The organism is Paraburkholderia sp. BL10I2N1 (assembly GCF_004361815.1).
Classification (GTDB): Bacteria; Pseudomonadota; Gammaproteobacteria; order Burkholderiales; family Burkholderiaceae; genus Paraburkholderia.
Map to the genome: position 1 here is coordinate 466,288 of NZ_SNWA01000002.1, position 20,432 is coordinate 486,719.

The 20,432-nt window shown below is 62.2% G+C and carries 18 protein-coding genes; 7 read left to right on the plus strand and 11 right to left on the minus strand.

The annotated features are described in order from the left end of the window. Positions 1-188: 188 nt before the first annotated feature. From B0G77_RS24035 to B0G77_RS24050, 4 genes are all read right to left on the minus strand, one after another. Entirely contained in the window at positions 189-1,016 is an 828-nt protein-coding gene (locus B0G77_RS24035; protein ID WP_133664574.1) for a DUF72 domain-containing protein, read from the minus strand. A gap of 373 nt (positions 1,017-1,389) precedes the next feature. Then, a complete protein-coding gene (locus tag B0G77_RS24040; protein WP_133664575.1) occupies positions 1,390-1,839 on the minus strand; it encodes a (2Fe-2S)-binding protein in 450 nt (149 codons plus the stop codon). Between the two features lie 16 nt (positions 1,840-1,855). Then, positions 1,856-4,126, minus strand: a complete 2,271-nt coding sequence (locus B0G77_RS24045) for a xanthine dehydrogenase family protein molybdopterin-binding subunit (protein WP_133664576.1) — start codon at positions 4,124-4,126, stop codon at positions 1,856-1,858. A 222-nt stretch (positions 4,127-4,348) separates the two neighbouring features. Then, complete coding sequence (locus tag B0G77_RS24050) at positions 4,349-4,954, minus strand: histidine phosphatase family protein (protein ID WP_133664577.1); 606 nt, start codon at positions 4,952-4,954, stop codon at positions 4,349-4,351. A gap of 396 nt (positions 4,955-5,350) precedes the next feature. Here B0G77_RS24050 and B0G77_RS24055 point away from each other — a divergent pair, with 396 nt between their 5' ends. Beyond that, entirely contained in the window at positions 5,351-6,205 is an 855-nt protein-coding gene (locus B0G77_RS24055; protein WP_133664578.1) for a PA4780 family RIO1-like protein kinase, read from the plus strand. 599 nt (positions 6,206-6,804) lie between these two features. Here the strand turns inward: B0G77_RS24055 and B0G77_RS24060 are convergent. The 4 genes from B0G77_RS24060 to B0G77_RS24075 form a co-directional block, all read right to left on the minus strand. Next, positions 6,805-7,407 (minus strand): hypothetical protein, encoded by a 603-nt coding sequence (locus tag B0G77_RS24060; RefSeq protein WP_133664579.1) that lies wholly within the window; start codon positions 7,405-7,407, stop codon positions 6,805-6,807. Positions 7,408-7,415: 8 nt separating this feature from the next. After that, positions 7,416-8,039 (minus strand): type VI secretion system amidase effector protein Tae4, encoded by a 624-nt coding sequence (locus B0G77_RS24065; RefSeq protein WP_133664580.1) that lies wholly within the window; start codon positions 8,037-8,039, stop codon positions 7,416-7,418. A 3-nt stretch (positions 8,040-8,042) separates the two neighbouring features. Beyond that, the gene (locus B0G77_RS24070) at positions 8,043-8,594 is read right to left on the minus strand and encodes a PAAR domain-containing protein (protein WP_347814185.1); all 552 of its coding nucleotides are present in this window, start codon (positions 8,592-8,594) and stop codon (positions 8,043-8,045) included. A 321-nt stretch (positions 8,595-8,915) separates the two neighbouring features. Beyond that, the gene (locus tag B0G77_RS24075) at positions 8,916-11,228 is read right to left on the minus strand and encodes an FdhF/YdeP family oxidoreductase (RefSeq protein ID WP_133664582.1); all 2,313 of its coding nucleotides are present in this window, start codon (positions 11,226-11,228) and stop codon (positions 8,916-8,918) included. Between the two features lie 163 nt (positions 11,229-11,391). Between B0G77_RS24075 and B0G77_RS24080 the strand changes: the two genes are divergently transcribed. The 4 genes from B0G77_RS24080 to B0G77_RS43415 all read left to right on the plus strand — a co-directional run bounded on the left by B0G77_RS24080 (position 11,392) and on the right by B0G77_RS43415 (position 13,960). Continuing rightward, positions 11,392-12,804: a PLP-dependent aminotransferase family protein gene (locus tag B0G77_RS24080; RefSeq protein ID WP_133664583.1), complete on the plus strand. Its 1,413-nt coding sequence runs from the start codon at positions 11,392-11,394 to the stop codon at positions 12,802-12,804. 22 nt (positions 12,805-12,826) lie between these two features. Next, on the plus strand, positions 12,827-13,102 hold the full coding sequence (locus tag B0G77_RS24085) for a helix-turn-helix domain-containing protein (protein WP_133664584.1): 276 nt from the start codon (positions 12,827-12,829) through the stop codon (positions 13,100-13,102). Positions 13,103-13,257: 155 nt separating this feature from the next. Beyond that, on the plus strand, positions 13,258-13,686 hold the full coding sequence (locus B0G77_RS24090) for a TOBE domain-containing protein (protein WP_133664585.1): 429 nt from the start codon (positions 13,258-13,260) through the stop codon (positions 13,684-13,686). 112 nt (positions 13,687-13,798) lie between these two features. Next, positions 13,799-13,960, plus strand: coding sequence for a hypothetical protein (locus tag B0G77_RS43415; RefSeq protein WP_166656264.1), 162 nt, complete (start codon positions 13,799-13,801; stop codon positions 13,958-13,960). Positions 13,961-14,060: 100 nt separating this feature from the next. On the opposite strand, the gene B0G77_RS24095 is transcribed toward B0G77_RS43415, so the two are convergent. Then, on the minus strand, positions 14,061-15,227 hold the full coding sequence (locus B0G77_RS24095) for a porin (RefSeq protein ID WP_133664586.1): 1,167 nt from the start codon (positions 15,225-15,227) through the stop codon (positions 14,061-14,063). Between the two features lie 573 nt (positions 15,228-15,800). Between B0G77_RS24095 and B0G77_RS24100 the strand changes: the two genes are divergently transcribed. Beyond that, positions 15,801-16,775 (plus strand): lysylphosphatidylglycerol synthase transmembrane domain-containing protein, encoded by a 975-nt coding sequence (locus B0G77_RS24100; protein WP_133664587.1) that lies wholly within the window; start codon positions 15,801-15,803, stop codon positions 16,773-16,775. A gap of 21 nt (positions 16,776-16,796) precedes the next feature. Here B0G77_RS24100 and B0G77_RS24105 read toward each other — a convergent pair whose 3' ends face one another. Both B0G77_RS24105 and B0G77_RS24110 read right to left on the minus strand, forming a co-directional pair. Further along, the gene (locus B0G77_RS24105) at positions 16,797-17,753 is read right to left on the minus strand and encodes a glycosyltransferase family 2 protein (RefSeq protein WP_347814187.1); all 957 of its coding nucleotides are present in this window, start codon (positions 17,751-17,753) and stop codon (positions 16,797-16,799) included. 263 nt (positions 17,754-18,016) lie between these two features. Further along, positions 18,017-19,705, minus strand: a complete 1,689-nt coding sequence (locus tag B0G77_RS24110) for a hypothetical protein (RefSeq protein WP_133664589.1) — start codon at positions 19,703-19,705, stop codon at positions 18,017-18,019. 459 nt (positions 19,706-20,164) lie between these two features. On the opposite strand from B0G77_RS24110, the gene B0G77_RS24115 reads away from it, so the two are divergent. Next, positions 20,165-20,431 carry a hypothetical protein gene (locus B0G77_RS24115; protein ID WP_133664590.1) on the plus strand — a complete coding sequence of 89 codons (267 nt, stop codon included), beginning with the start codon at positions 20,165-20,167 and terminating at the stop codon, positions 20,429-20,431. Position 20,432: the final 1 nt, after the last annotated feature.

Below are 20,432 nucleotides of genomic sequence, written 5' to 3' on the forward strand. Positions count from 1 at the left end.
GACGATAGCAGGAGCAGTTGGATAGCTGGATGTGTCGAAAGCGATCAAACGGGTTCGGGTCCGGCGCAAGGCGCATCCCTCTGCCATGCGCGGCGGTTTCCCCGCGGACCGCTTACTGGGCCTGCAGCTTTTGGGGAAGGCGACCTGGGGATCATACCCACTATGCCATCACCCTGCTTGCAGCGTGATCAGGCGCCGCTGGCGAGCCGCTCGATCATCGCGATGCCGGCAGCCGGGTTAAGCGCCTTGAATCCGCTGATCACGTACAGATAAACGTCACGTGCTCCTTCCCTGGCCGGTGGCTTGCGGACTGTTTCGAGTCCCTTCGGCGTGCCACCGGCTGCCCAGACACGCGCCCGTTCAGTCCACAGATCGAGCGCATCGTCGGCATAGCCCTGAGGGTGCGACTCGGTTGTGCCCATGATGCGCGCATAGACGAACGGAGCGGTCGGGTCCGCGATCTGCGGGTACTTCGAATCCCCCGCGACCACGATCGCGACACCATACTCGCGTGCGAGCGCAACGAATGCCTCGTCGCGAAAGCTGTCGTGCCGTACCTCGACGGCGTGGCGTATCGCCCGTCCGTCGATACGTTGGGGCAACAGCTTCAGAAAGCCTTCGAAGTCTTCAGGGTCGAATTGTTTGGTCGGGGCAAGTTGCCAGTTGACAGGTCCCAGCTTGTTCTTCAGTTCCAGCACGCCACTTGCGAAAAACCGCTCGATGGTTTCGCCTGCTCCGGCGAGCACGCGCCGGTTGGTCGCAAAACGCGGCGCCTTGAGCGAGAAGACGAAGTCGTCAGGCGTCTCGTCATGCCATTTTGCGAACGTCGTGGGTTTCTGCGAGCCGTAGAACGTGCCGTTGATTTCGATCGTGGTCAGCTTGCGGCTGGCGTACTCAAGTTCGCGCTTCTGCACGAGCCCTTCCGGATAGAACACGCCGCGCCACGGCTCGAACGTCCAGCCGCCGATGCCGACGCGGATCTGCGCCGCTTTGCCTGCTGTCTTTCGGGTTGCCATGAAAAACGCCTCTCCATGAACACGGGAAGCATCCAGTGTAGCGAATCGCTGCCACGCCCGTCGGTGTTCCGTCGCCCGAACGATTGCGGCTATCGATAAGTGCCATCAGGTCATCCGTGAAGGCGCCCCGCAGACGGGAGCCCGTCAACTCATATGCCGCCAGATGCTTTTACCGGACGACAACGGGTCAGGAAATCAGCAGCAGAATCAGGGACGTGAAGGTCAGCGCAAACAGGCACCCGGCAAGCGCAAAGAAATGCATGGGTTTCATCTAATGCAACGCAATGTAACGTGACCAGCCAATAGTAGTGGCTTACTGCCGGACCGAAAGTCAACCATTGCAAACTCCGGTCAAGACGTTTCCCCGCGGGTCCTATCGTTTTGCCGCCTGATGAATCGCCGCCCGTATGCGCGGGTACGTGCCACAACGGCAAACGATGCCGGAAAGCGCCAGATCGATGTCAGCATCGGTAGGATGCGGCTTCTGCTTCAATAGCGCGCTGGCCGCCATCAGTTGCGCGCTCTGGCAATATCCGCATTGCACGACGTCCAGATCGAGCCAGGCCGCCTTGACTGCCTGAGCCTCGGCGCCGCGCAGGCCTTCGATCGTCGTGACCTTCTGCTCGCCGACGGTCGAGACCGGCGTTTGACACGAGAGCGCCGCATGGCCGTCCAGATGCACGGTGCAGGCGCCGCAGATTCCCACGCCGCAGCCGAACTTCGTTCCGGTCATCCTGAGTTCGCACCGCAGCACCCACAGGAGCGGCATATCGGCGTCCGTCTCGACACTGACGATCCTGCCGTTGACGTTCAGAGATGTCATCGCGCTTCTCCTGTATTCATGCGACTTTCAGCGGCAACGTACGCAGACGCTGGCCCGTCAGCGCAAACAGCGCATTGGCCACGGCTGGCGCGATCGGCGGCGTACCCGGTTCGCCGACGCCTTGAGGATGCGCCTGACTCGGCATGATCTCGGTTTCGATGACCGGGCACTCGCACATGCGCACAACCGGGAACTCGAGAAAATTCTGCTGCTGCACCTGCCCGTTGACGATCGTGATCTCGTCCTGCAGGGCGGCCGACAGGCCGAAGACAATCGCGCTCTCCATCTGCTGACGAATCAGGTTCGGGTTCACCGGCAGACCGCAATCGATCACACACACCACCCGGTGCACACGAACGGTCTTGTTGGGTGCCAGCGAAACCTCCGCCACCTGCACGACGACGCTGCCGAACGCCTCGTGCAGCGCGACGCCGCGTGCGCATCGGGCGCCATCGGCGGCTCGCGCGAGCGGCTTGCCCCAACCGGACAGCGTCGCCGCACGCTGCAACACCGCCTGATGGCGCGGATGCTCTGTCAGGAGGCCGAGGCGAAAGGCCACCGGGTCCTGGCCTGCCGCCACCGCGAGTTCGTCCATGAAGCTCTCGGTGAAAAATGCCTGATGCGAATGACCGACCGAGCGCCAGAAGCCCACGGGCACCGGCAGGTCGACGATCTTGTGGCCGACGCGCACATTCGGCCATTCGTATGGCTGGTCGAACGCGCCTTCCGACGTGGTCTTGTCGATCGGAACGCGCGGTATGCTGTAGTTGCGCGCGAGCGACTCCGGCACGATCGCCTGACTGGCCGACGTGTTATGCCAGGCGATCAGCTTCCCTGAAGCGTCGAGACCTGCCTTGAAGCGCGAGCGGCAGGCCGGGCGATAGAAGTCGTGCGTCATGTCCTGCGCGCGCGACCAGAGCGTTTGCACCGGCTTGCCTTCCGCTTCGCGCGCGATAGCCGAGGCCTGCGAGACGAAGTCCATCTCCAGCCGCCGTCCGAACGCGCCACCGAGCAGTTGCGACTTCACGCAGACCTTGTCGGCATCGATGCCCAGCACTTTCGCAACGTGTGTGCGGGCGAGCGCCGGCACCTGCGTCGACACCCACACGATGGCCTCGCCATCCCTGAACTGCACCGTGCAGTTGACCGGCTCAACCGGGCCGTGCGCAAGGTATGGCGCGCGATATTCAGCGGTGATGGTCTGCGCGGCCTTTCTCAACGCGGCATCGACGTCGCCAAGTTGGTAGTACGTGTGACCCCGGCTGCTGTCGAGCGCCTGCCCGAGGCGCCGGTCGACATCGGCGCTCGACAGGGTGGCAGCCGCACCGTTGTTCCACTCGACTTCGACGGCGGTAACCGCATTCATCGCGCGAAAGGGGTTGTCGGCAATCACCGCGACGCCGCCGGTGCCGCCGTTGTACGGCGCAACCGCGAACACCTTGACGATGCCTGGCTTCGCCGCGACCGCAGCGCCGTCGAAATGCCGCACGGAGCCGCCCAGTGTCGGACACATCACCACGCTGGCGTACAACAGGTCGGGGGGCTGCGCATCGATGCCGAAGCGCGCGGTCCCATTGATTTTCGACCCGGCTTCGATGCGCCGCAGGGGCTTGCCGATGAGCTTGAACTCAGACGGTTCCTTCAACACCACCCTGACGGGCAGCGGCTGCTGCGCAGCCAGCGCGGCCAGTTCGCCGAAGCGGGCTGCATGACCGGACGCATGCAGCACCTTGCCCGCCTCCACGCGGCATTCGGAAGCCGGCACCTTCCACAGGTCGGCGGCAGCGCCGACCAGCATCACGCGGGCCGACGCACCGGCTTCGCGCATGGGCATCCAGAGATCGTTGACGCTCGACGAGCCGCCCGTCATCATCGTGCCGCCTTCGCGGGCAAGCTTGCGCGCCAGCCAGTCCGAGAGACGGCTGAGTGCGCTGGCGTCGTCCGGGCGAAACGGCAGGTCGTCGACGACGCCCTGCAGGTTGTTGTAGATCTTGTCGATGGGCGAGTTTTGGACCTTCACCTGCGACCAGTCGGCGTCGAGCTCGTCGGCCAGCACCATCGCGAGGCCGGTGTGGATGCCCTGCCCCATCTCCGCCTTGCACATCATGACGGTGACGCTGTTGTCCGCGGCGATCTTGACCCAGCCGTTGAGCGCCACCTGGGCACCCTCTGCCGGCAACGGCACTGAGGTCGTCAGACGCTGGCGCGGCGGCAGCGCCGACCAGCCAATCAGCAGCGCGCCCACCGCGCCGGCACCACCGATCAGGAAGGTTCTGCGCTTCATCATGAAGTGGCTCACCAAGTGTTCACGATAGAGAACCGGTACAGACATTCATAGGTGTCCATGTCGTAGGGACACCCATAAAACGCGCAAGCTGGCGATAGACTGAAATGCGTGCTGCCACCTCCCTGTGGGGCCGCGGCCCGCGCGGATACCTGTATCTCCCGATATTTGTCCCGCTATCGTACGCCCAGACCCCGCTCCGAAAGCTCCATGACAACCCTGACTTCACGGCGCGCAACGCGTATTCCACTGACGTATCGCGCGGTTCTCGTGATCGAAGCCAAGAATACTGATCGACGCCGTGTCGAGAAAGAGATGCGCGCCGAGCGCGGCTGAATCGCCAATCCAGCAGCCGCCGAATACGCGAAGAAAGTGCGCGTGCGAGAACAGTGCGATGCGCCCGCCCGACGCGAGCAGACGCTGAATCAGCGATCGCGCCCGCGCCTGAATCTGCTCGAGGCTTTCGCCCTCTGGAATCGGCGAATTCCACACGGACCAGCCTGGCACGCTATCGCTGATCTCTTTCGTTGTGCGCCCTTCATAGATGCCGTAGTTCCATTCGCTCAGGTCCGGCTCCACTTCGGCCTGCTCGCCGAGCCCCGCCTGGTGGCAGGTTTCCAGCGCGCGCGACATCGGGCTCGTCAGCACGCGATCGAAGCGCTGCCCCGCGAGATGCGATGCCAGCGCGTGCGCCTGTTCACGTCCGCGCGGGGTCAACGGGATATCGGTGCGCCCCGTATGCTGGCCTGAGAGGCTCCATTCGGTTTCGCCATGACGGATCAGCCAGATCTCGGGGCGGGCGACGGCTTGAGCGGCAGCGGTTGCGTTCATCGGCTAATCTCGAACCTGAAGACAAAGGGGGATGATCCGGACGATCACATCAAGGGCACGGGCTTCACAAGCCTGTCGATTCTACGGCTACAACCGGGGAACCGCCGACACCGTTGCGCGCGGCTTCCATGCGGATGACGGCCGGACTGGACACAAAAGAAAAAGCACCGGGAAAATGCCCTTGACAGCTGCGCCCGTATAATCCGGCATGACTTTCATCCCTTCGCAGGCCGATTGCCTGCCGGCCGCATCCCGCGGCCCAAGCCCCCGTTTCCCGAATACGCTTACCGTTAAAGGGACTCAGCCTGTCCAGCACCGTCCCCAAGGGCGGTCGGCTCGCCCCTCACGATCCGCCCCTTTCTGCGCCGCATGTCCCGCGGCCGCCCGGGCGGCCGCATGAAAGTACCCAAACGACTCATCCCGCTTGTCGAAGAAGGTCTCATCGACGAAGTGATCGGCCAGTTGATGAGCGGCAAGGAAGCTACGGTCTACGTCGTGCGCAGCGGCGACTCGACGCGATGCGCGAAGGTCTACAAGGACGCGAAGCAACGCAGCTTCCGACAGGCGACTTCGTATCTGGAAGGCCGCAAGGTCAAGAACAGCCGACAGGCGCGCGCAATGGAGAAAGGCACGCGCTACGGCCGCCAGATGCAGGAAGAACTGTGGCAGAACGCCGAGGTGGATGCGCTGTTCCGACTCGACAATGCGGGCGTGCGCGTGCCGCAGCCCTACATCTGCACCGACGGCGTGCTGCTGATGGAACTGGTCGTCGATGCAACGGGCGACGTCGCGCCGCGCCTGAACGACGTGGACCTGACCGAAGCACGCGCCCTGGAACTGCACGCGCTGCTGCTCAACCAGGTGGTCCGCATGCTGTGTGCCGGTGTGATTCACGGCGACCTTTCCGAGTACAACATCCTGCTCGCGGCGGACGGACCGGTGATCATCGATCTGCCACAGGCCGTCGACGCGGCCGGCAACAACGAAGCGGCGGCGATGCTCGAACGCGACGTCGACAACCTGGCCGCCTACTTTGGCCGGTTTGCGCCGCGGCTTCTCACCGCGAGTTACGGCAAGGAAATCTGGACGCTCTTCGAAGCGGGCGCACTGCACGTCGATGTCGAACTGACAGGCCGTGTCGAGGAAGACACCCAACCCGTCGACCTCGATGCCGTGCTGCAGGAACTCGAAGAGACGCGTCTCGACGAAGATGCGCGGGTGCGCAGACAGCAAGAACTCAGCGCCGGTTGAGCGGCGGTTGCCGCACCATCGGGCCAGTGTCTATGCCGCCTCGCCTTTCGCACGTGCCCCATTGAAGGCAGCGATGCAGCCTCGTTCCTGAGTCCTTGCGTAGCACACGCAAGAAGGCCGTTCCGAATCGTGCGGCTTTCGCGATCCTACCGTTTTGTTGTGTGCGTGCCGCTACACTTGCTCATACAACCACGACGACGGTCGACTGACTCGACCTACTTGACTGGAACCGCGACGGAGGCCTGTCTAACGCCGCCTGAATCGTCTCGGTACCAAACCACCAAACGCTTCCGTTCAAACCGCAGCCTTTCAACTTCAGGTTGTATGAACGATGTGTTGAGATGTAGCGTTGCTATTGGCGTCGGGCCAGAAAATAGGCGGTACACCCCGTAGTACACGTCTCTCGCAGCCTGAAGGCTATCCTGCCAAGCGGCCTTGTTGCTAGGGTGCTGCACTTCGCGGTAGTTGGGATCGTTCTTCATCCAGGCGTCATACTGCCCCCGCAACCAGTGACGCCTCGCGGAAACAGCAAGCGACGCGACAATCCGATTAGCGCGCCGCCTGTACTTTTGATCGGTTGTGGCTTCCAGTCGGCTTGGCTATTGGCTAGCACACAGGTCCATTGACTGGAGCGCTATAGTGCCCGGCAAATTTTCGCTGGGAATAAGACTGAAAGCGTGCCAATCTGCTTCATTCACGTATACGACTCCATCCTTGCAAAGCATCTCCGCCTGCCTCGGCCGCTTTTCGCATTGTGCCGTACCAATCAGGCAGCGCTGCCATTGAGGAATCGCCCGCATCGGCTCAATTGGACCAAAATCACTGCCCGTATATCCTTGCACAGGACGAGTCGCAATGGTCATGTGCAAGAATTCAAGATTGGGCTTAACCGGTCGCTCCGCTTCGGCTTCTACATAGTGCTGATGTAGTTTCCAGGTGTAAAAGCCCCATGCCGGAAGCAGCATGAGCAAGCACAAAGCTGCGTTGACAGCCAGCACTGTCTTGACTGTAATATGGCGCTTCCGCGTTGCAAGATGGCCGATCAAAGCAAATCCAAAGAAGCCTCCGATCGTAGTTAGGAAAAATATCCCGAATACCCGGTTCTCACAGTCGTATCCACATCTCGGAGAAAACGCAAGGAATGATCCGGAAGCGAGCCAGCCTGCGGCCAGCCCCGCGATGGCAAAGACCAGGATTGCCAAGAATCTTTTCACTTTACTTCCCAGAACAAGATTTGTTTGGACTGCCTCAAATCTGAGAATCCGAACGAGTACCCCGCGAAAAAGGAGTTCATACCTAGCATTCGGCCAATTGTTGCGAACGAGTCTATCGGGCCGCTGATGGTCAGTCGGGTTCCGTTCCAGAGGTCAATATGCCCTCCGCTCGCATCGTCCGACTTTTCGCCATCGCGTGTCCAGTATCGGGAAAAGGCAATGATGCCGGTTCGGCCCTTGACCCTGGATGCCCAATCCGGTCCGGTAATGTTCTCTGCCGGCGGAAGCCCAGCGATTGGCCGCAATTGTAGCCACTCGGCCAACTCGTCGGCCCGCGTGGCTGTAGGCTTGCCATCGAGCAAAAGGCGACCGACGCTCGACCTGCCGGCAGCCGGCTTGACCAGCTTCTGAGAGAACGACTTCATCTCGATGCCGACGCGATGGAAGGTTACACTCATGCGTATCGCACACTGATTCCCGTATTGCCCGTTCGGATCGTTGTACGGATCACCCGTCGCGTAGTTGTCCCACAATTCCCGAAAGGTCAGCACCTTCAGTGACACTTCCTTGATTGAATTGGACGTTGGGTTTGTTCTGACCACTGTTTTTCTGTTCGGCATGCTTCAGGCCCCTACCCGTCTCGCAAGGGCTTCGTCGCCCCAATAGATCGCGTACGTGCCGGCCACATCGGTTTCGATCCGGGGCAACAGCCCGTTCGCACCTACACGTCCAGAGAACGTGCGCCCGTCCGCCGTTTCGACAAAGTACGGATAGCCGTCGAGCGCGCCGCCCGACGCGGCGGCGCGAACTTGTTCGTCATAGGTCGCGACGGATGCGCCTGTCGCGATGGCGGATTGCGCCGCGCTCGCCGCGTTGCGTGCAACCGCCGAACCCCGGTCCGTATTGAGAAAGATTCCCGGATTGCTGCCGACGATAACCCGGTTCTTTCCGCAGGGGCAAAGTACGGAATCGCCATCGACAACCACCGCCCGTCCCTTGTCCGACATTCCTTTTCCGGTCCCGAATATCCTGTATGTACCCGTGCAGTTCCCACAGGTGGCGTGATCGTCAGTCAGGGCAACCTTCTTCCCCTTATCGTTAATCCTGGTCGAAGTGCCAATGACGTACCCGCCCGTTGTTGTAGGATCGCCGTCGCGGACCGCTGCTTTACGCATGAATGCTCCCCCGATCCTTGCCGGCGCTCAGCGGCAGCATGTTGTTACCCGGGTGACGCGCCCGCCACGCTCAGTGCGCGAACCGATGGTGACAAAGAGGTACGTCGTTTCGCTGTTCTGCTGTTGCGACATGCTTAAGTATCCTACGTAAATAAACGCCGCGCCCGAAAGGATTGCCTCGCTAGAGTAACCGCAATTCCCCAGATGTTTTGTCAAAAATCGTCAGGCGTTGACAGGCAGCGCTGTCTAACCGCACACGAGCCTGAACGGGTGCTGCGGAGGCGTTTGCGGACAGCCTCTGGCGCGTTTCCAACTGCGCAGTCAGGCCGCCACAGCCTCCACACACGCGGTCAGGAGCACCGGAATCGACTTTGACGTAGGCGTCCCGGCCCCATCCGCTACCGACGACAGCGGCACGAGCGGATTCGTCTCCGGGTAGTACGCGCCGAGGCATCCGCGCGGGATGTCGTACTCGACGAGTAGAAAGCCATCGGCACGACGTTCGATTCCGTCATCCCACACGCTCGTGATGTCCACGCGCTGACCGGCCGCAAAGCCGAGCATCGCGATGTCTTCCCTGTTCGCGAACAGCACGCGGCGCTGGCCGTACACGCCGCGATAGCGGTCGTCCAGACCGTAGATCGTCGTGTTGTACTGGTCGTGGGAGCGCGTGGTCATCAGCGTCATCAGGCGCTGGCCGTGCCGGGCGCGGGCGCGGTGGATCGGTGTATCGACCGCGATGGCGTGCACGAGAAACTGCGCCTTGCCGCTCGGCGTCTTCCAGATCCGCTCCCGCGAAGCGACGCCCAGATGAAAGCCGCCCGGATGCTTCAGGCGCTCGTTGTAGTCGTCAAAGCCGTCGATCACCTTGGCGATGCCGTGGCGGATCAGCGCGTAATCGTTCGCGTGCGCGAGCCAGTCAACCTTGTCGCTGCCGAGCGTCGCGTGCGCCATGCGCGCCACAATCGCGATTTCCGACAGCAGATTCGGCGAAGCCGGCCGGTTCATGCCGTAGGAAATGTGCACCATGCTCATCGAGTCCTCGACGCTCACGCCCTGCGCGACCCCATTCTGCAAATCGATTTCGGTGCGGCCGAGTGTCGGCAGGATCAGCGCATCGCGACCGTGCACGAGGTGGCTGCGGTTCAGCTTGGTCGTGATATGGACGGTCAGGTCGCACGAACGCATCGCTTCCCACGTGCGCGGCGTATCCGGCGTCGCGATCGAGAAGTTACCGCCGAGTCCGATGAACACCTTCACCCGCCCATCGAGCATTGCCTGAATCGTGTTGACGACATCGAGGCCATGCTCGCGCGGCGGCTCGAAGTTATAGACTTCGCCGAGCCGGTCGAGGAACTCTTGCGTGGGTTGTTCCTCGATGCCGACCGTGCGATCGCCCTGCACGTTCGAGTGGCCGCGCACCGGGCACAGCCCCGCGCCGCGCCGGCCGATATTGCCGCGCATCATCATCAGGTTCGACAGGATCTGCACGGTCGGCACGGAGTTCTTGTGCTGCGTGAGACCCATGCCCCACGTCGAGATCACCGCGCGGCCCTGCACGTAGATGTCGGCGAGCCTGAGCACCTCTTCGAACGTCACGCCCGCTTCCGCGACGATCGTGTCCCAGCTTTCGGCGCGCAGATCGTCGGCGAACGCATCGAAGCCGACCGTGTGCCCGGCGATAAAGTCCATGTCGAGCACGCGTTCCTGCCCGGACACGACAGCTTCGTCGTCGAGTTCGATCAAGCGCTTGGCGACGCCCTTGATCAGCGCAAAGTCGCCGCCGACCTTCGGCCGGATGAAGACGGAACTGATCTTCGTGCTGCCCATCGTGAGCATTTCAACCGGGTGCTGCGGGCTGGCAAATCGTTCGAGCCCGCGCTCCTTCAACGGATTGATCGATACGATGGTCGCGCCACGCTTCGCGCACTCGCGCAGTTCGCCGAGCATGCGGGGATGGTTGGTGGCCGGGTTCTGCCCGAACAGAAGCAGCGTATCGGCGTGTTCGAAGTCGTCGAGCGTCACGGTGCCCTTGCCGACGCCGACCGTATGCGGCAGGCCGCGGCTCGTCGCCTCGTGGCACATGTTCGAGCAGTCGGGGAAGTTGTTGGTGCCGTACATGCGCACGAACAGCTGGTACAGAAACGCGGCTTCGTTGCTCGCTCGGCCGGACGTGTAGAAGGCCGCGCGGTCAGGATCGTCGAGTGCCTGCAGATGCCGGGCGATCAGGTCGAACGCCTCGTCCCAGCCGATCGGCACGTAGCGGTCGCGGAGCGCATCGTAGACGAGCGGGTCCGTCAGCCGGCCGTGCTGTTCGAGTTCGAAGTCGGACTGCCCCATCAGTTCCGAAACCGTGTGCTCCTCGAAGAAGGCGGGCGTCACGCGTTTGCCGGTCGCCTCGGCGGCCACGGCCTTGACGCCGTTCTCGCAGAATTCGAACGTCGACGCGTGCTCGCGATCCGGCCACGCGCAACCGGGGCAATCGAAGCCGTCCGGCTGGTTCTGCGCGAGCAGCGTCCGATAGTTGCCGCCCGCGACCTTTTCCTTGATGAGATTGATCGCGACGTACTTCAGCGCGCCCCAGCCTGCCGCTGGATGCGTGTACGGTTCGATACGGGCTTCTGGTTTCTTCATGACCTGGGGGCTGGAAACAGCCTGATAGGCAGACGGAAAGGTGGATGAACGCAAGCGTACTGTGTTCCAAAAATGGCACGGCACACAGAAAGCATGAAACTGGAGGGATACAGTTACAGGCAATCTGACATAGACTTGCCGCATTCCACCGCAACGAGAACCCATGAAGCTCTACGAAAAACTTGCCGACGAGATCGAGTCGGCCGTGCGGCGCGGCGTGTTCGCGGCGGGCGAGCGGATTCCGTCGGTGCGCAAGGCCTGCCAGCAACACGGCGTCAGCATCAAGACGGTGCTGCATGCGTACGCCGTGCTGGAAAGCCGGGGCGTCGTCGAGAGCCGGCCGCAGTCGGGCTACTTCGTGCGCGAACCAGGACCTGCGCGCGCCGCGCGCAGTCCGGCTTCCGCGCCGCCCGCGGTCGCCTCGGAAGTCGATGTCAGCCGCCTCGTGCTGTCGACGCTGCGCAGCATCCGCACGAACGCTGCGATGCCGCTCGGCTCGCCCTATCCCGACCCGTCGCTCTTTCCGTGGCGCCGCATCAACCAGTACGCGAACGCAATCGCCCGGCGTCGCGCAAGCTGGAACCTGATGGACGACCTGCCGCCCGGCAATCCCGAACTGATGCGCCAGATCGCGCGGCGCTACGCCGAAAATGGCGTACCGGTCGATCCCGACGAAATCATCATCACCGTGGGTGCAACCGAGGCCATCAACCTGAGTCTCCAGGCCGTCGCGAAGCCGGGCGACACGGTGGCCGTCGAATCGCCGACCTACTACGCGATGCTTCACGCGATCGAGCGGCTCGGCATGCGTGCCATCGAAGTCCCCACCCATCCCGCCGATGGCATCGATCTCGACGCGCTCGCACAGATTCTCGCCGCGCGGAAGATCGCGGCATGCATGGTCATGCCGAACTTCCAGAATCCGCTGGGTTTCCAGATGCCGGACGAACGGAAGAAGCGGCTCGTCGAACTGCTCGGCGCGCAAGACATTCCGGTGATCGAGAACGATGTTTATCAGGAGCTTTACTTCGGCGAATCGCGGCCCTCGACATTGAAAAACTTCGACAGCAAAGGGCTCGTGCTGCATTGCGCGTCGTTTTCGAAAAGCCTGACGGCTTCGTACCGGATCGGCTGGGCGATGCCCGGACGGTATCGGGCGCAGGTCGAGAAGCTCAAGTTTCTCAATACGCTGACGACGCCTTCCGTGCCGCAGGTCGCCGTCGCGGACTATCTCCGCCAGGACGGTTACGATCGCCATTTACGGCATGTGCGCAGGGTGTACCGGCAACAGGCGCGCATCATGACCGCGATGGTTCAGCGCTTCTTTCCTGCCGGGACGCGCACGTCCGCGCCGCAAGGCGGCTACGTGCTGTGGGTTGAACTGCCTGAGCGCGTCGATTCGATGTGGCTCTATCAGGCTGCGCTTGCCCGCGGCATCACGATCGGTCCTGGCTACATGTTTTCGACACGCAACGTGTTTCGCCACTTCATCCGGCTGAACTACAGCTATCCGTGGACTGCGCAGACGGAAGACGCGCTGAAAACGCTGGGCGAACTCGTCGCACAAATGGCCTGAAACGGCCCGCAAGGAGACGCAGATGAACGATGAAATCGATCCCGTGCTGGTCGCTGTACTCACGCAACTGTGGCGCGCGGAGCATGAGACGCCGGGGCGCGCGTGGTCGCTCGCCAGGCTCTCGAAGCAGGCCGGCGTGCCGATGAGCGGCTTGCGACGTCACTTGACGGCGCTCGTCGACAGCGGATTCGTCGAGACGACGTTCAGCGAGGAAGGCACCGGCACCGCGCGCCTGAGCGACGCCGGACGTGCGTTGTGCGCCGACGTTTTTTCCGGCTCGCAGCCCGCCGCCGGCTGACCTTCGCGGCGTGCAGACCAGCAATGTCGGTGGTTGCGGGTCCCGCCACCGAACTGGCCATGTGTGCCGGTTGCAGGTTCCCGGGTACACTCGTGCAGACACCATCAACCACCGTTTCCCACGGCACCTCGGAAATCCCGCACACGGAGATGACCATGCGAACCAGCGCCCGTAACCACTTTGCCGGTCAGGTAACCGCCGTCAAGCCAGGCGTCGTCAATGACGAAATCACGCTGCGCACGCAGGAGGGCCTCACCCTCGTCGCCATCATCACGCACGGCAGCGCCGCCTCGCTCGGGCTCGCCGCCGGCACGCCGGCGTTTGCGCTGGTGAAGGCATCGTCGGTGATCGTGATGGTCGATGTCGACAGCAGCAAGGTGTCGGCGCGCAACTGCATTGCTGGCAACGTTGCTTCGGTGACCAAAGGCGCCGTCAACTCGGAAGTCGTCATCGCGGCGCAAAGTGGCGCGCAGGTCGCAGCCATCATCACCAACGAAAGCGCAGACCGCCTTGGGCTTGCCAGCGGGAAACCCGCTGTCGCGATCTTCAAGGCGTCGAGCGTGATCGTCGGCATCGATCAATAAGGTCCTGATGCGCCGTCCGCCATCGCTGGCGGACGCACCGTTTCATTTCGGTGCCAAGGTGCACGCGTGACGGGTACGGCCGTGCCAGATCCAGAATCAGCCGGCCGATATGATGGATATCGATCGATTCGATACACCACAGCGGATGAATGCGGCATCGAGCCGCTCGAGTTCCGTGGCGGCGCTGCGCAGCATGACCTCGCTGGCAGCCGGCGATTGCAGGAAGATGACGTCCCGATGGACTTCGGCCTGCGCGGCACGCTCGATGATCTGATCCAGTCCGCGCAGACGTGCGAATTCCGTCTGTCTCGCGAGATGCCTTTCAACAGCAGAAATCGCTGCAGCAAAGGCCTCTCACGTTCAGGCAGACACGCTTAGAAACGCGTGCGCAGTCCCACGGTACCGACCACCTGGTTGCCCGTCGACGACGCGCCACCCGCCGTATTGATGAACGCGACATAGTTCTGGCCGATGGCGCGCTGATACATGCCTTCGGCGTACACGTCCGTGCGCTTCGAAAACGCGTAGACGGCCTGCAGATTGACCTGATTGAACTTAGGATCCGTGCCGAACGGAGTCTTGCCCGTCAAGGTCGCGCCTGACAGATGGCCATCGGTGAACGTATCGGCGATACCGAGCGTGACCGCGGGTGTCAGTGCGTATTTGGCGTTCAGTTCATAGTTGTCGAACCGTTGCGACCCGTTGTTGAGATTGAACGAGTTGGTGCCCTGGAAATGGCTGTTCGTATATACGAAGCCGATCAGCGCCGGGCCGAAGGTGTAGTTCAGGCCCGCGCCGAACGTACGCTGAACGTTCGACCCGAGCAGGAATCCACCCGTGCCGTTCGCGGTCGATTCGCCCAGGTCAACTGCGCCGCCGGTATTCGTCGTGCTGTTCGAACCGTTGATCTGCAGGTAGCCGGCTGCCACGTTGAACGGGCCATAGTTGAAACTTGCGCCGGCGCTGTAAGCACGGTTGATCGAGAAGTCGGTGCTGTTCGAGAACGCGTAGAGGCCGCCGAACTTCAGGCCTGAGTAGTTGTTGCTCGTGTACTTGATCGCGTTGCTCATCCGCACCGAGTGGTTCAGGTTGTCGTTGTCGAACGGGTGCGCAAAGCCGGTGTCGCCGAACGTCCCAGCCGTGGCCGACAGCGGCGCGACGAAGTCGACCAGCGAATCATATTGGCGGCCCAGCGTCACCGTACCGAACTCGTTGCTGCTCAGGCCCACGAATGCCTGGCGACCAAACAGGCGGCTGTGCTGGCCGAGGTTGCCGTTCTGCACGTTAAACCCGTTTTCCAGCACGAAGATGGCCTTCAGACCGCCACCGAGGTCCTCGGCGCCGCGCAAACCGAACCGGCTTCCGTTGATGTTGCCGCTTGTTGCCTGAAAGAGCGAGCCCGAGGTGCCGCCCTTGGCGACGTTATTGGTGTACATCAGACCGGCGTCGATCAGACCGTACAACGTCACGGAGCTCTGTGCGTAAGCAGACGATGCAGCAAGCGCCGACGATACCGCTATGACGAGAGGGATTTTTTTCACGAGGAAACTCTATGGTGTTGGAAATCACGGGAGGAAGTCGCCCGCAAGTATAGAAATCCGCGGGCGTCAGAGTAACGCCGGCATACGAGGAACACTGTTGCGATATCCGGAACAGACTTTAATAATTCTGTCGCAATAGCCGTTTTCGAGAGCGCTGAAGCGGGCACGCGAGGCGCCGCGCCTTGATGAGTGCCCGCCTCGCCAGACACCGCTTCAAACGTCAGTCGAGAGCGAAAGTCTCCGCGCAACGCCTCGAGAAAGCCCGACATTGTCGCGTTAGAAAATACTGGTAGGATCGCGACCCATGGTGCCCCTTAGCGACCCACGGCGCCCGATAGCGGGACAGTGCAACACGCTCGACTGTCCCGCTTCGCGCCCTGTCAAATCGTCACGCTGCAGTCACAATCCCTCGATCCACATGCACACGCCCCAGCCTGCCCAAGCTCAGCTTGCGATGAAAGATCCAACCGCTTCGGCGTTGTTGAGCGACGCACGGACCTCGGCGCTCGCCACCCTTCAGCGTGCACCAGGGCGGCACGTTTGAGCGGATCTCGCATCCGTAGTGCCGCCTTGATGCTGGCCCTGCTCGGGGGCGGACTGGCGATGGCCGCGCCTTTCCTGCTGGGCGCGCATGAGTTGGCGGCCGGTTTGCGGGCCGTACCTGCGCATGTGTTTCTGCTGCTGGCCGCGGGCGCCGCCGTCAGTGCGCTGGCCAAGGCCGGCAAGCTGCAGTTGCTGCAAAACGCGCTTGGCCTGCGGCTTCGTTTCATGCGCACGGTCGCCATCACCTTCGTGACTGACTTCGCCTTTCTCGTCTCACCGCTCGGAGCTGCGGGGTACGGCGTCAATATCGGCTTGCTGCAGCGCTCAGGGGCCTCGTGGGCGAAAGCCACCACAGTCGTCAGCGCCGACCAGGTGCTCGACCTGACGTTCTTCGCGCTAGCCGTGCCGATCTCCCTGGTGTCGCTGGTTGGCCCGCTAGCGACGGGACTGCCGGGGATCAACCTCTCCATCATCGCGGGAGTGGTGGCCGGAGCGGCAATTCTTGTGGGCATGCTATGGGTTTCCCGCCGGCCTCTTGAGCGCGCGCTAGACGCCGTTTGCCGCCGCATTCTGTGGCTCAGGGCACGGAGGGCCCAATTGGCCCGTTTCCGCCAGAATGTGCGCGCGCAATGGGCGAGCCTCATGACCGGGCCTCGCGACCGGTTTGTCGCATTGCTGCTGCTCACCACACTGCAATGGCTGCTTCGCTACGGCGCGTTGTGGTTTGCACTGCTTGAGCTCGGCTACCCGTTGCCGCCCGGATTCGTTCTCGCCGTGCAGGCGGTGGTGCTGCATGCCGCGCTCTGGACCGGCATCCCCGCCGGCGGTGGAGGGGGAGATCTTGCACTTGCCGCGGTGTTCGCCAACTGGGTACCGCGTGCGACGATGGCGACAGCGCTGGTCCTGTGGCGCTTCGCCACGCTTTATTGCCCGCTGATGCTGGGCGCCGTGGGCTTCGCTGCTCTCGAGTGGCGCCGGCGTTCGCGAACGCCGGCGGCGGAATAGGGCCTGGTCACGCGACGCAGCTCAGACCAGGTTGCCGCGCGGCTTCCTGATCCGTACGAGAAACGGCACGCGGCTGGCATGATCGACCCGCAACGAAAACAGACGAAACGTCTGCGAAAGCAGTGCGAGCGGGTACGTGACCTTCAACAGGTCGGCGATCATGCGCCACTCCGCGCGCATCCCTTTCCAGTAGCCGAGCTTTTCGGTCTTCCGGGCCTGCGTGACGTGAGGCCAGTGCGTGACCGCGATCGGCAGCCGCCGCGCGATAATCCGGCGATTCATGAACACTTCGATTCCGAAGCGCGGCAAGCCGCGAATTTCACCAAGCGTGTCGCCGAGCAAGGCCTTGCTGACCACTCGCTCGCCAGAAACGAAGTCGAGACCGATTGCGCGAAACACCAGCAGACTGTTTTCCCGCAGGCTGATACTGACAGCCGCGGCGCCACTCAGAACCGGAGCAGCGAGCGCCGTGATGTGTCCGGGAGCGAGTCCCTTGAGATCCGCATCGAGCAACATCAGCAACTCGTTGTACGCGGCGTCGATGCCTTTAGCCATCGCTGCACTCTTGCCGCGGTTAGAGGGGGATGTAATCAACCTTACCGAAGGAAACCGCCTGACGACCTCGGCGGTGCCATCGGTTGAGCCGTCGTCGACCACGATGACTTCGTCCAGCAGCGGATGGACGGATGCAACCGCCAGCACCGCGCCGATTCGGGGCGCTTCGTTGAATGCGCAAATAATGCATGAAACACGAGGACGGCTGGACACTATGGACTTGTCGGTCATGCGGGATGGCAGATGAACGATGCGAGAAAACAGCCCCATGAACCCGGGGCCACGGCCGATCATGAAAGCAGCTTGCGATCTGGCATGGGCCGCCTGCCAGCAATCGAACGCGTTGCCGAATCGAAGAAGTCTCAGTGATCCGCCGGCTGGAGCGTACTGACTGTTTCGCAAATTGCGCAGTGCGAAGGCCATGCTACCAGACAATCTTTCCGCGATTGTGGCGACGGCGCAATCAGCACAACGAGAACAAATATTGAAAGTGCTTGAGCGTAGCTAACCGCAGGTACGAGAAAGATCAATCGAACCGACGGCAGCGAAGCTACCGCGCATCCCGCGCGCCACCCACACTACCCGGCGCGTGGCCAGTCCCGGCCACGCCTACCCGCTGACATCGCAGAACGGGCGCGGCAGACACCCGACCGACCGCCCGTTCGATTTCAAAACAACATCGCGTATCAGAACCGGTGATCCACGTCCGTGCCCGGTGTGAAGGACACCCCGCGCAGCACTTCTGCAAACCCCGCACCGCGCAACACGACAAATTTCTCGCGCGCCGCGCCGGCGGCTGTGGTGTTCTTCAGTACGTCGCGAATCGCTACCAGCCTGTTCGGATCAGCGCCGACATCGCCGTTACCGCTGACCGTCGACGTAATCGCCCAGATCGTCACCGAGCCGTCGTCCTCGACGCGTCCGGTCAGGTTGCGCAGGCCGTCTGTCGAGGGTGCCCAGGGCAGACCGGTCGCCGTGTTGGAGCCGGTCGGATAGCCAGGCACCGTGTACTGCGTGCCGAGATCCAGACCCGCTTGCAACGTGTAGGCCAGCGTCCATTTTTTCGCAGCCGCGTTGTATACCCACTTCTGCAGGCCTGCGCCCGTCTGTGCGGCCGCGTGCGCATACAGATCCGTGCCGCCGGTATAACCGTCGCCCTCGTCGGCCACGTAGAGCGTATTGGCATCGGCGAACCAGAGTCCGAACGGGTAGGAGAGCGTCGTCGCGGACTTGTTGGGGGTTGCCGGGAAACCTGCCAGCACGCACATGTTGCTCGGCAGGCCGCTGGATTGCAGCGTGGCCGGGTTGTAGGCGAGCGGCGTCGTGGGCAGCGTCGCCGTAGCCGACGGCACACCCACACCCGACGGACAGGCCTTACCCGTCGTATCGAGGAAGTACACCGTATTCACGCCGTTGCCGCCGCTGCCTTTCGTGAAGAACAGCACGTTGTTGAATACCGTCATGCCGCGGAAGTTGTCGTCCTTGCCGATCTTGTCGGCTTTGGCGCCGAGTTCAGTGATCGAGAAACTGCCGAGCGGAGTCGGCGTGCCAGGATTCTGCTGCGCTTCGTGCTGCTTCGATGCGTCGATGAACTGGGCGCCCGCGCCGAGAATCACGCCATCCGGTTGCGGGTTGGCGCCGTTGCCGGCATTGCCCGCCGTGTAGAAGATGTCGTGACCGTTGCTGTTGTTCAGGATCGCCGAGCGGCCGTTATTGCCGCTATAGGCGTTGGTTTCGGTGAAACGGAAATGTCCATCGCGGTCGACGCGGGCGACAGCACGATAGATATTCTGTCCAACGGGGTTAGTCGGATCGATCACACCCGGAGTGTTCGAGTTCGATACGTCGAGCGTATTGACCGGCGCGACGTAGCCCATGAAGGTCAAATACTTGCCGTCGGTGGACAGATGCAGGCCGAGTTCTGATTTTGAACTGAAGCTGGTCACCATCTGGTCGCGCGCGAAACCCCTCTGCAGGCTGTTAGGCACTTCGAGTGTGCTCACGAACCCGCCTCCTGGCGTGATCTGATCGAGGAAAATCCGCGACGTAATGCCGAAACTGCCGTCATAGCCGTCGTTGTTCCATACGTACGGATACGTGCCGTCGCTGGGCGCACCGGTTGATGCAGAACAGCCTCCCGTCGTGTTCGCGCAGTTCGGCGGCAAAATCGAGCCCACCTGAACGTTGCTCGACAGATTGTCGTAAGTACTGCGGCTGATCACCAGGAAACCTGGCTGAAAGCGGTTTTCGCCACCGAAAGAAAACTGCTGCGCATGCGCGGCGATACTGGCGGCAACCAATGTGAGCGCGACGAGTGGCCGACGGCCAGCAACGAGAGGATGGCGAGTCGGCGGGGCAAGGACAGTGGTTTGCATTGATAGTCTCCGTACGGCATTAGGGGGATTGTTCGTATACGGACTGACAGGTGTAACCGCGCTACCGTAGCAGCGCTTGATGAAGGATTGATTGCGTGGCCAACGGTGTAAACCACTACGCGTTGCTGGCGGCGCCAGCATTCCGCTGATCAGGAAATGCCATCGAAAGCTTATTGCCAGATCCGGCAATGTCTTGCGCTATCCAGATCGAGACCTGGGTTCAATTCCCGCGCATCTCGCTCGTCTGATCTGCATGGCGGACTGCGGGACGTTCTCCTTCTCAAAGCTCGTTTCCTCACACGTTTCTCGTGCATCCAGCTAGCTGGCTATCAAGAATGAGAACCGCCGCCATCACGTCCCGGTGAGTGTGCCTGTCTGTTCGCGTCATTCGCCGTACGCGTCGTTCCCGCGAATCTGCGCAGTGCAAAACCGCACTGACCATCTTGAAAGGAGACTCACATGAAAGTGGCTTACATACTTGCAGGCGGACTGCTTTGCGCATCGTCATGGCAAGCCAGCGCTGCGGACGTCAGTCCGGATTCAGCGACTGCACCCACCCAGGCAACCATGGAGGCCGAGGGACCCTCGACCTCAGGTGGCGGCATGTCAGGCGGCCCCAACATGTCCGGTCCGAAAACCCGGAACGACATCTACCAGGATTTGCTGAGATCGCAACGCAGTGGAGAACAGCAGCGCATGCAGGAGTTTTACAAGGGCGGCAGCTGAC

Bases quoted from the DNA above. Each gene is read 5' to 3' on its own strand.
- B0G77_RS24070 (WP_347814185.1), bottom strand. From the start codon at position 8,594: ATGCGTAAAGCAGCGGTCCGCGACGGCGATCCTACAACAACGGGCGGG.
- B0G77_RS24100 (WP_133664587.1), top strand. From the start codon at position 15,801: ATGCTGGCCCTGCTCGGGGGCGGACTGGCGATGGCCGCGCCTTTCCTG.
- B0G77_RS24055 (WP_133664578.1), top strand. From the start codon at position 5,351: ATGAAAGTACCCAAACGACTCATCCCGCTTGTCGAAGAAGGTCTCATC.
- B0G77_RS24040 (WP_133664575.1), bottom strand. From the start codon at position 1,839: ATGACATCTCTGAACGTCAACGGCAGGATCGTCAGTGTCGAGACGGAC.
- B0G77_RS24035 (WP_133664574.1), bottom strand. From the start codon at position 1,016: ATGGCAACCCGAAAGACAGCAGGCAAAGCGGCGCAGATCCGCGTCGGC.
- B0G77_RS24075 (WP_133664582.1), bottom strand. From the start codon at position 11,228: ATGAAGAAACCAGAAGCCCGTATCGAACCGTACACGCATCCAGCGGCA.
- B0G77_RS43415 (WP_166656264.1), top strand. From the start codon at position 13,799: ATGGATATCGATCGATTCGATACACCACAGCGGATGAATGCGGCATCG.
- B0G77_RS24085 (WP_133664584.1), top strand. From the start codon at position 12,827: ATGAACGATGAAATCGATCCCGTGCTGGTCGCTGTACTCACGCAACTG.
- B0G77_RS24045 (WP_133664576.1), bottom strand. From the start codon at position 4,126: ATGATGAAGCGCAGAACCTTCCTGATCGGTGGTGCCGGCGCGGTGGGC.
- B0G77_RS24080 (WP_133664583.1), top strand. From the start codon at position 11,392: ATGAAGCTCTACGAAAAACTTGCCGACGAGATCGAGTCGGCCGTGCGG.
- B0G77_RS24115 (WP_133664590.1), top strand. From the start codon at position 20,165: ATGAAAGTGGCTTACATACTTGCAGGCGGACTGCTTTGCGCATCGTCA.
- B0G77_RS24110 (WP_133664589.1), bottom strand. From the start codon at position 19,705: ATGCAAACCACTGTCCTTGCCCCGCCGACTCGCCATCCTCTCGTTGCT.
- B0G77_RS24090 (WP_133664585.1), top strand. From the start codon at position 13,258: ATGCGAACCAGCGCCCGTAACCACTTTGCCGGTCAGGTAACCGCCGTC.
- B0G77_RS24050 (WP_133664577.1), bottom strand. From the start codon at position 4,954: ATGAACGCAACCGCTGCCGCTCAAGCCGTCGCCCGCCCCGAGATCTGG.
- B0G77_RS24105 (WP_347814187.1), bottom strand. From the start codon at position 17,753: ATGGCCTTCGCACTGCGCAATTTGCGAAACAGTCAGTACGCTCCAGCC.
- B0G77_RS24065 (WP_133664580.1), bottom strand. From the start codon at position 8,039: ATGCCGAACAGAAAAACAGTGGTCAGAACAAACCCAACGTCCAATTCA.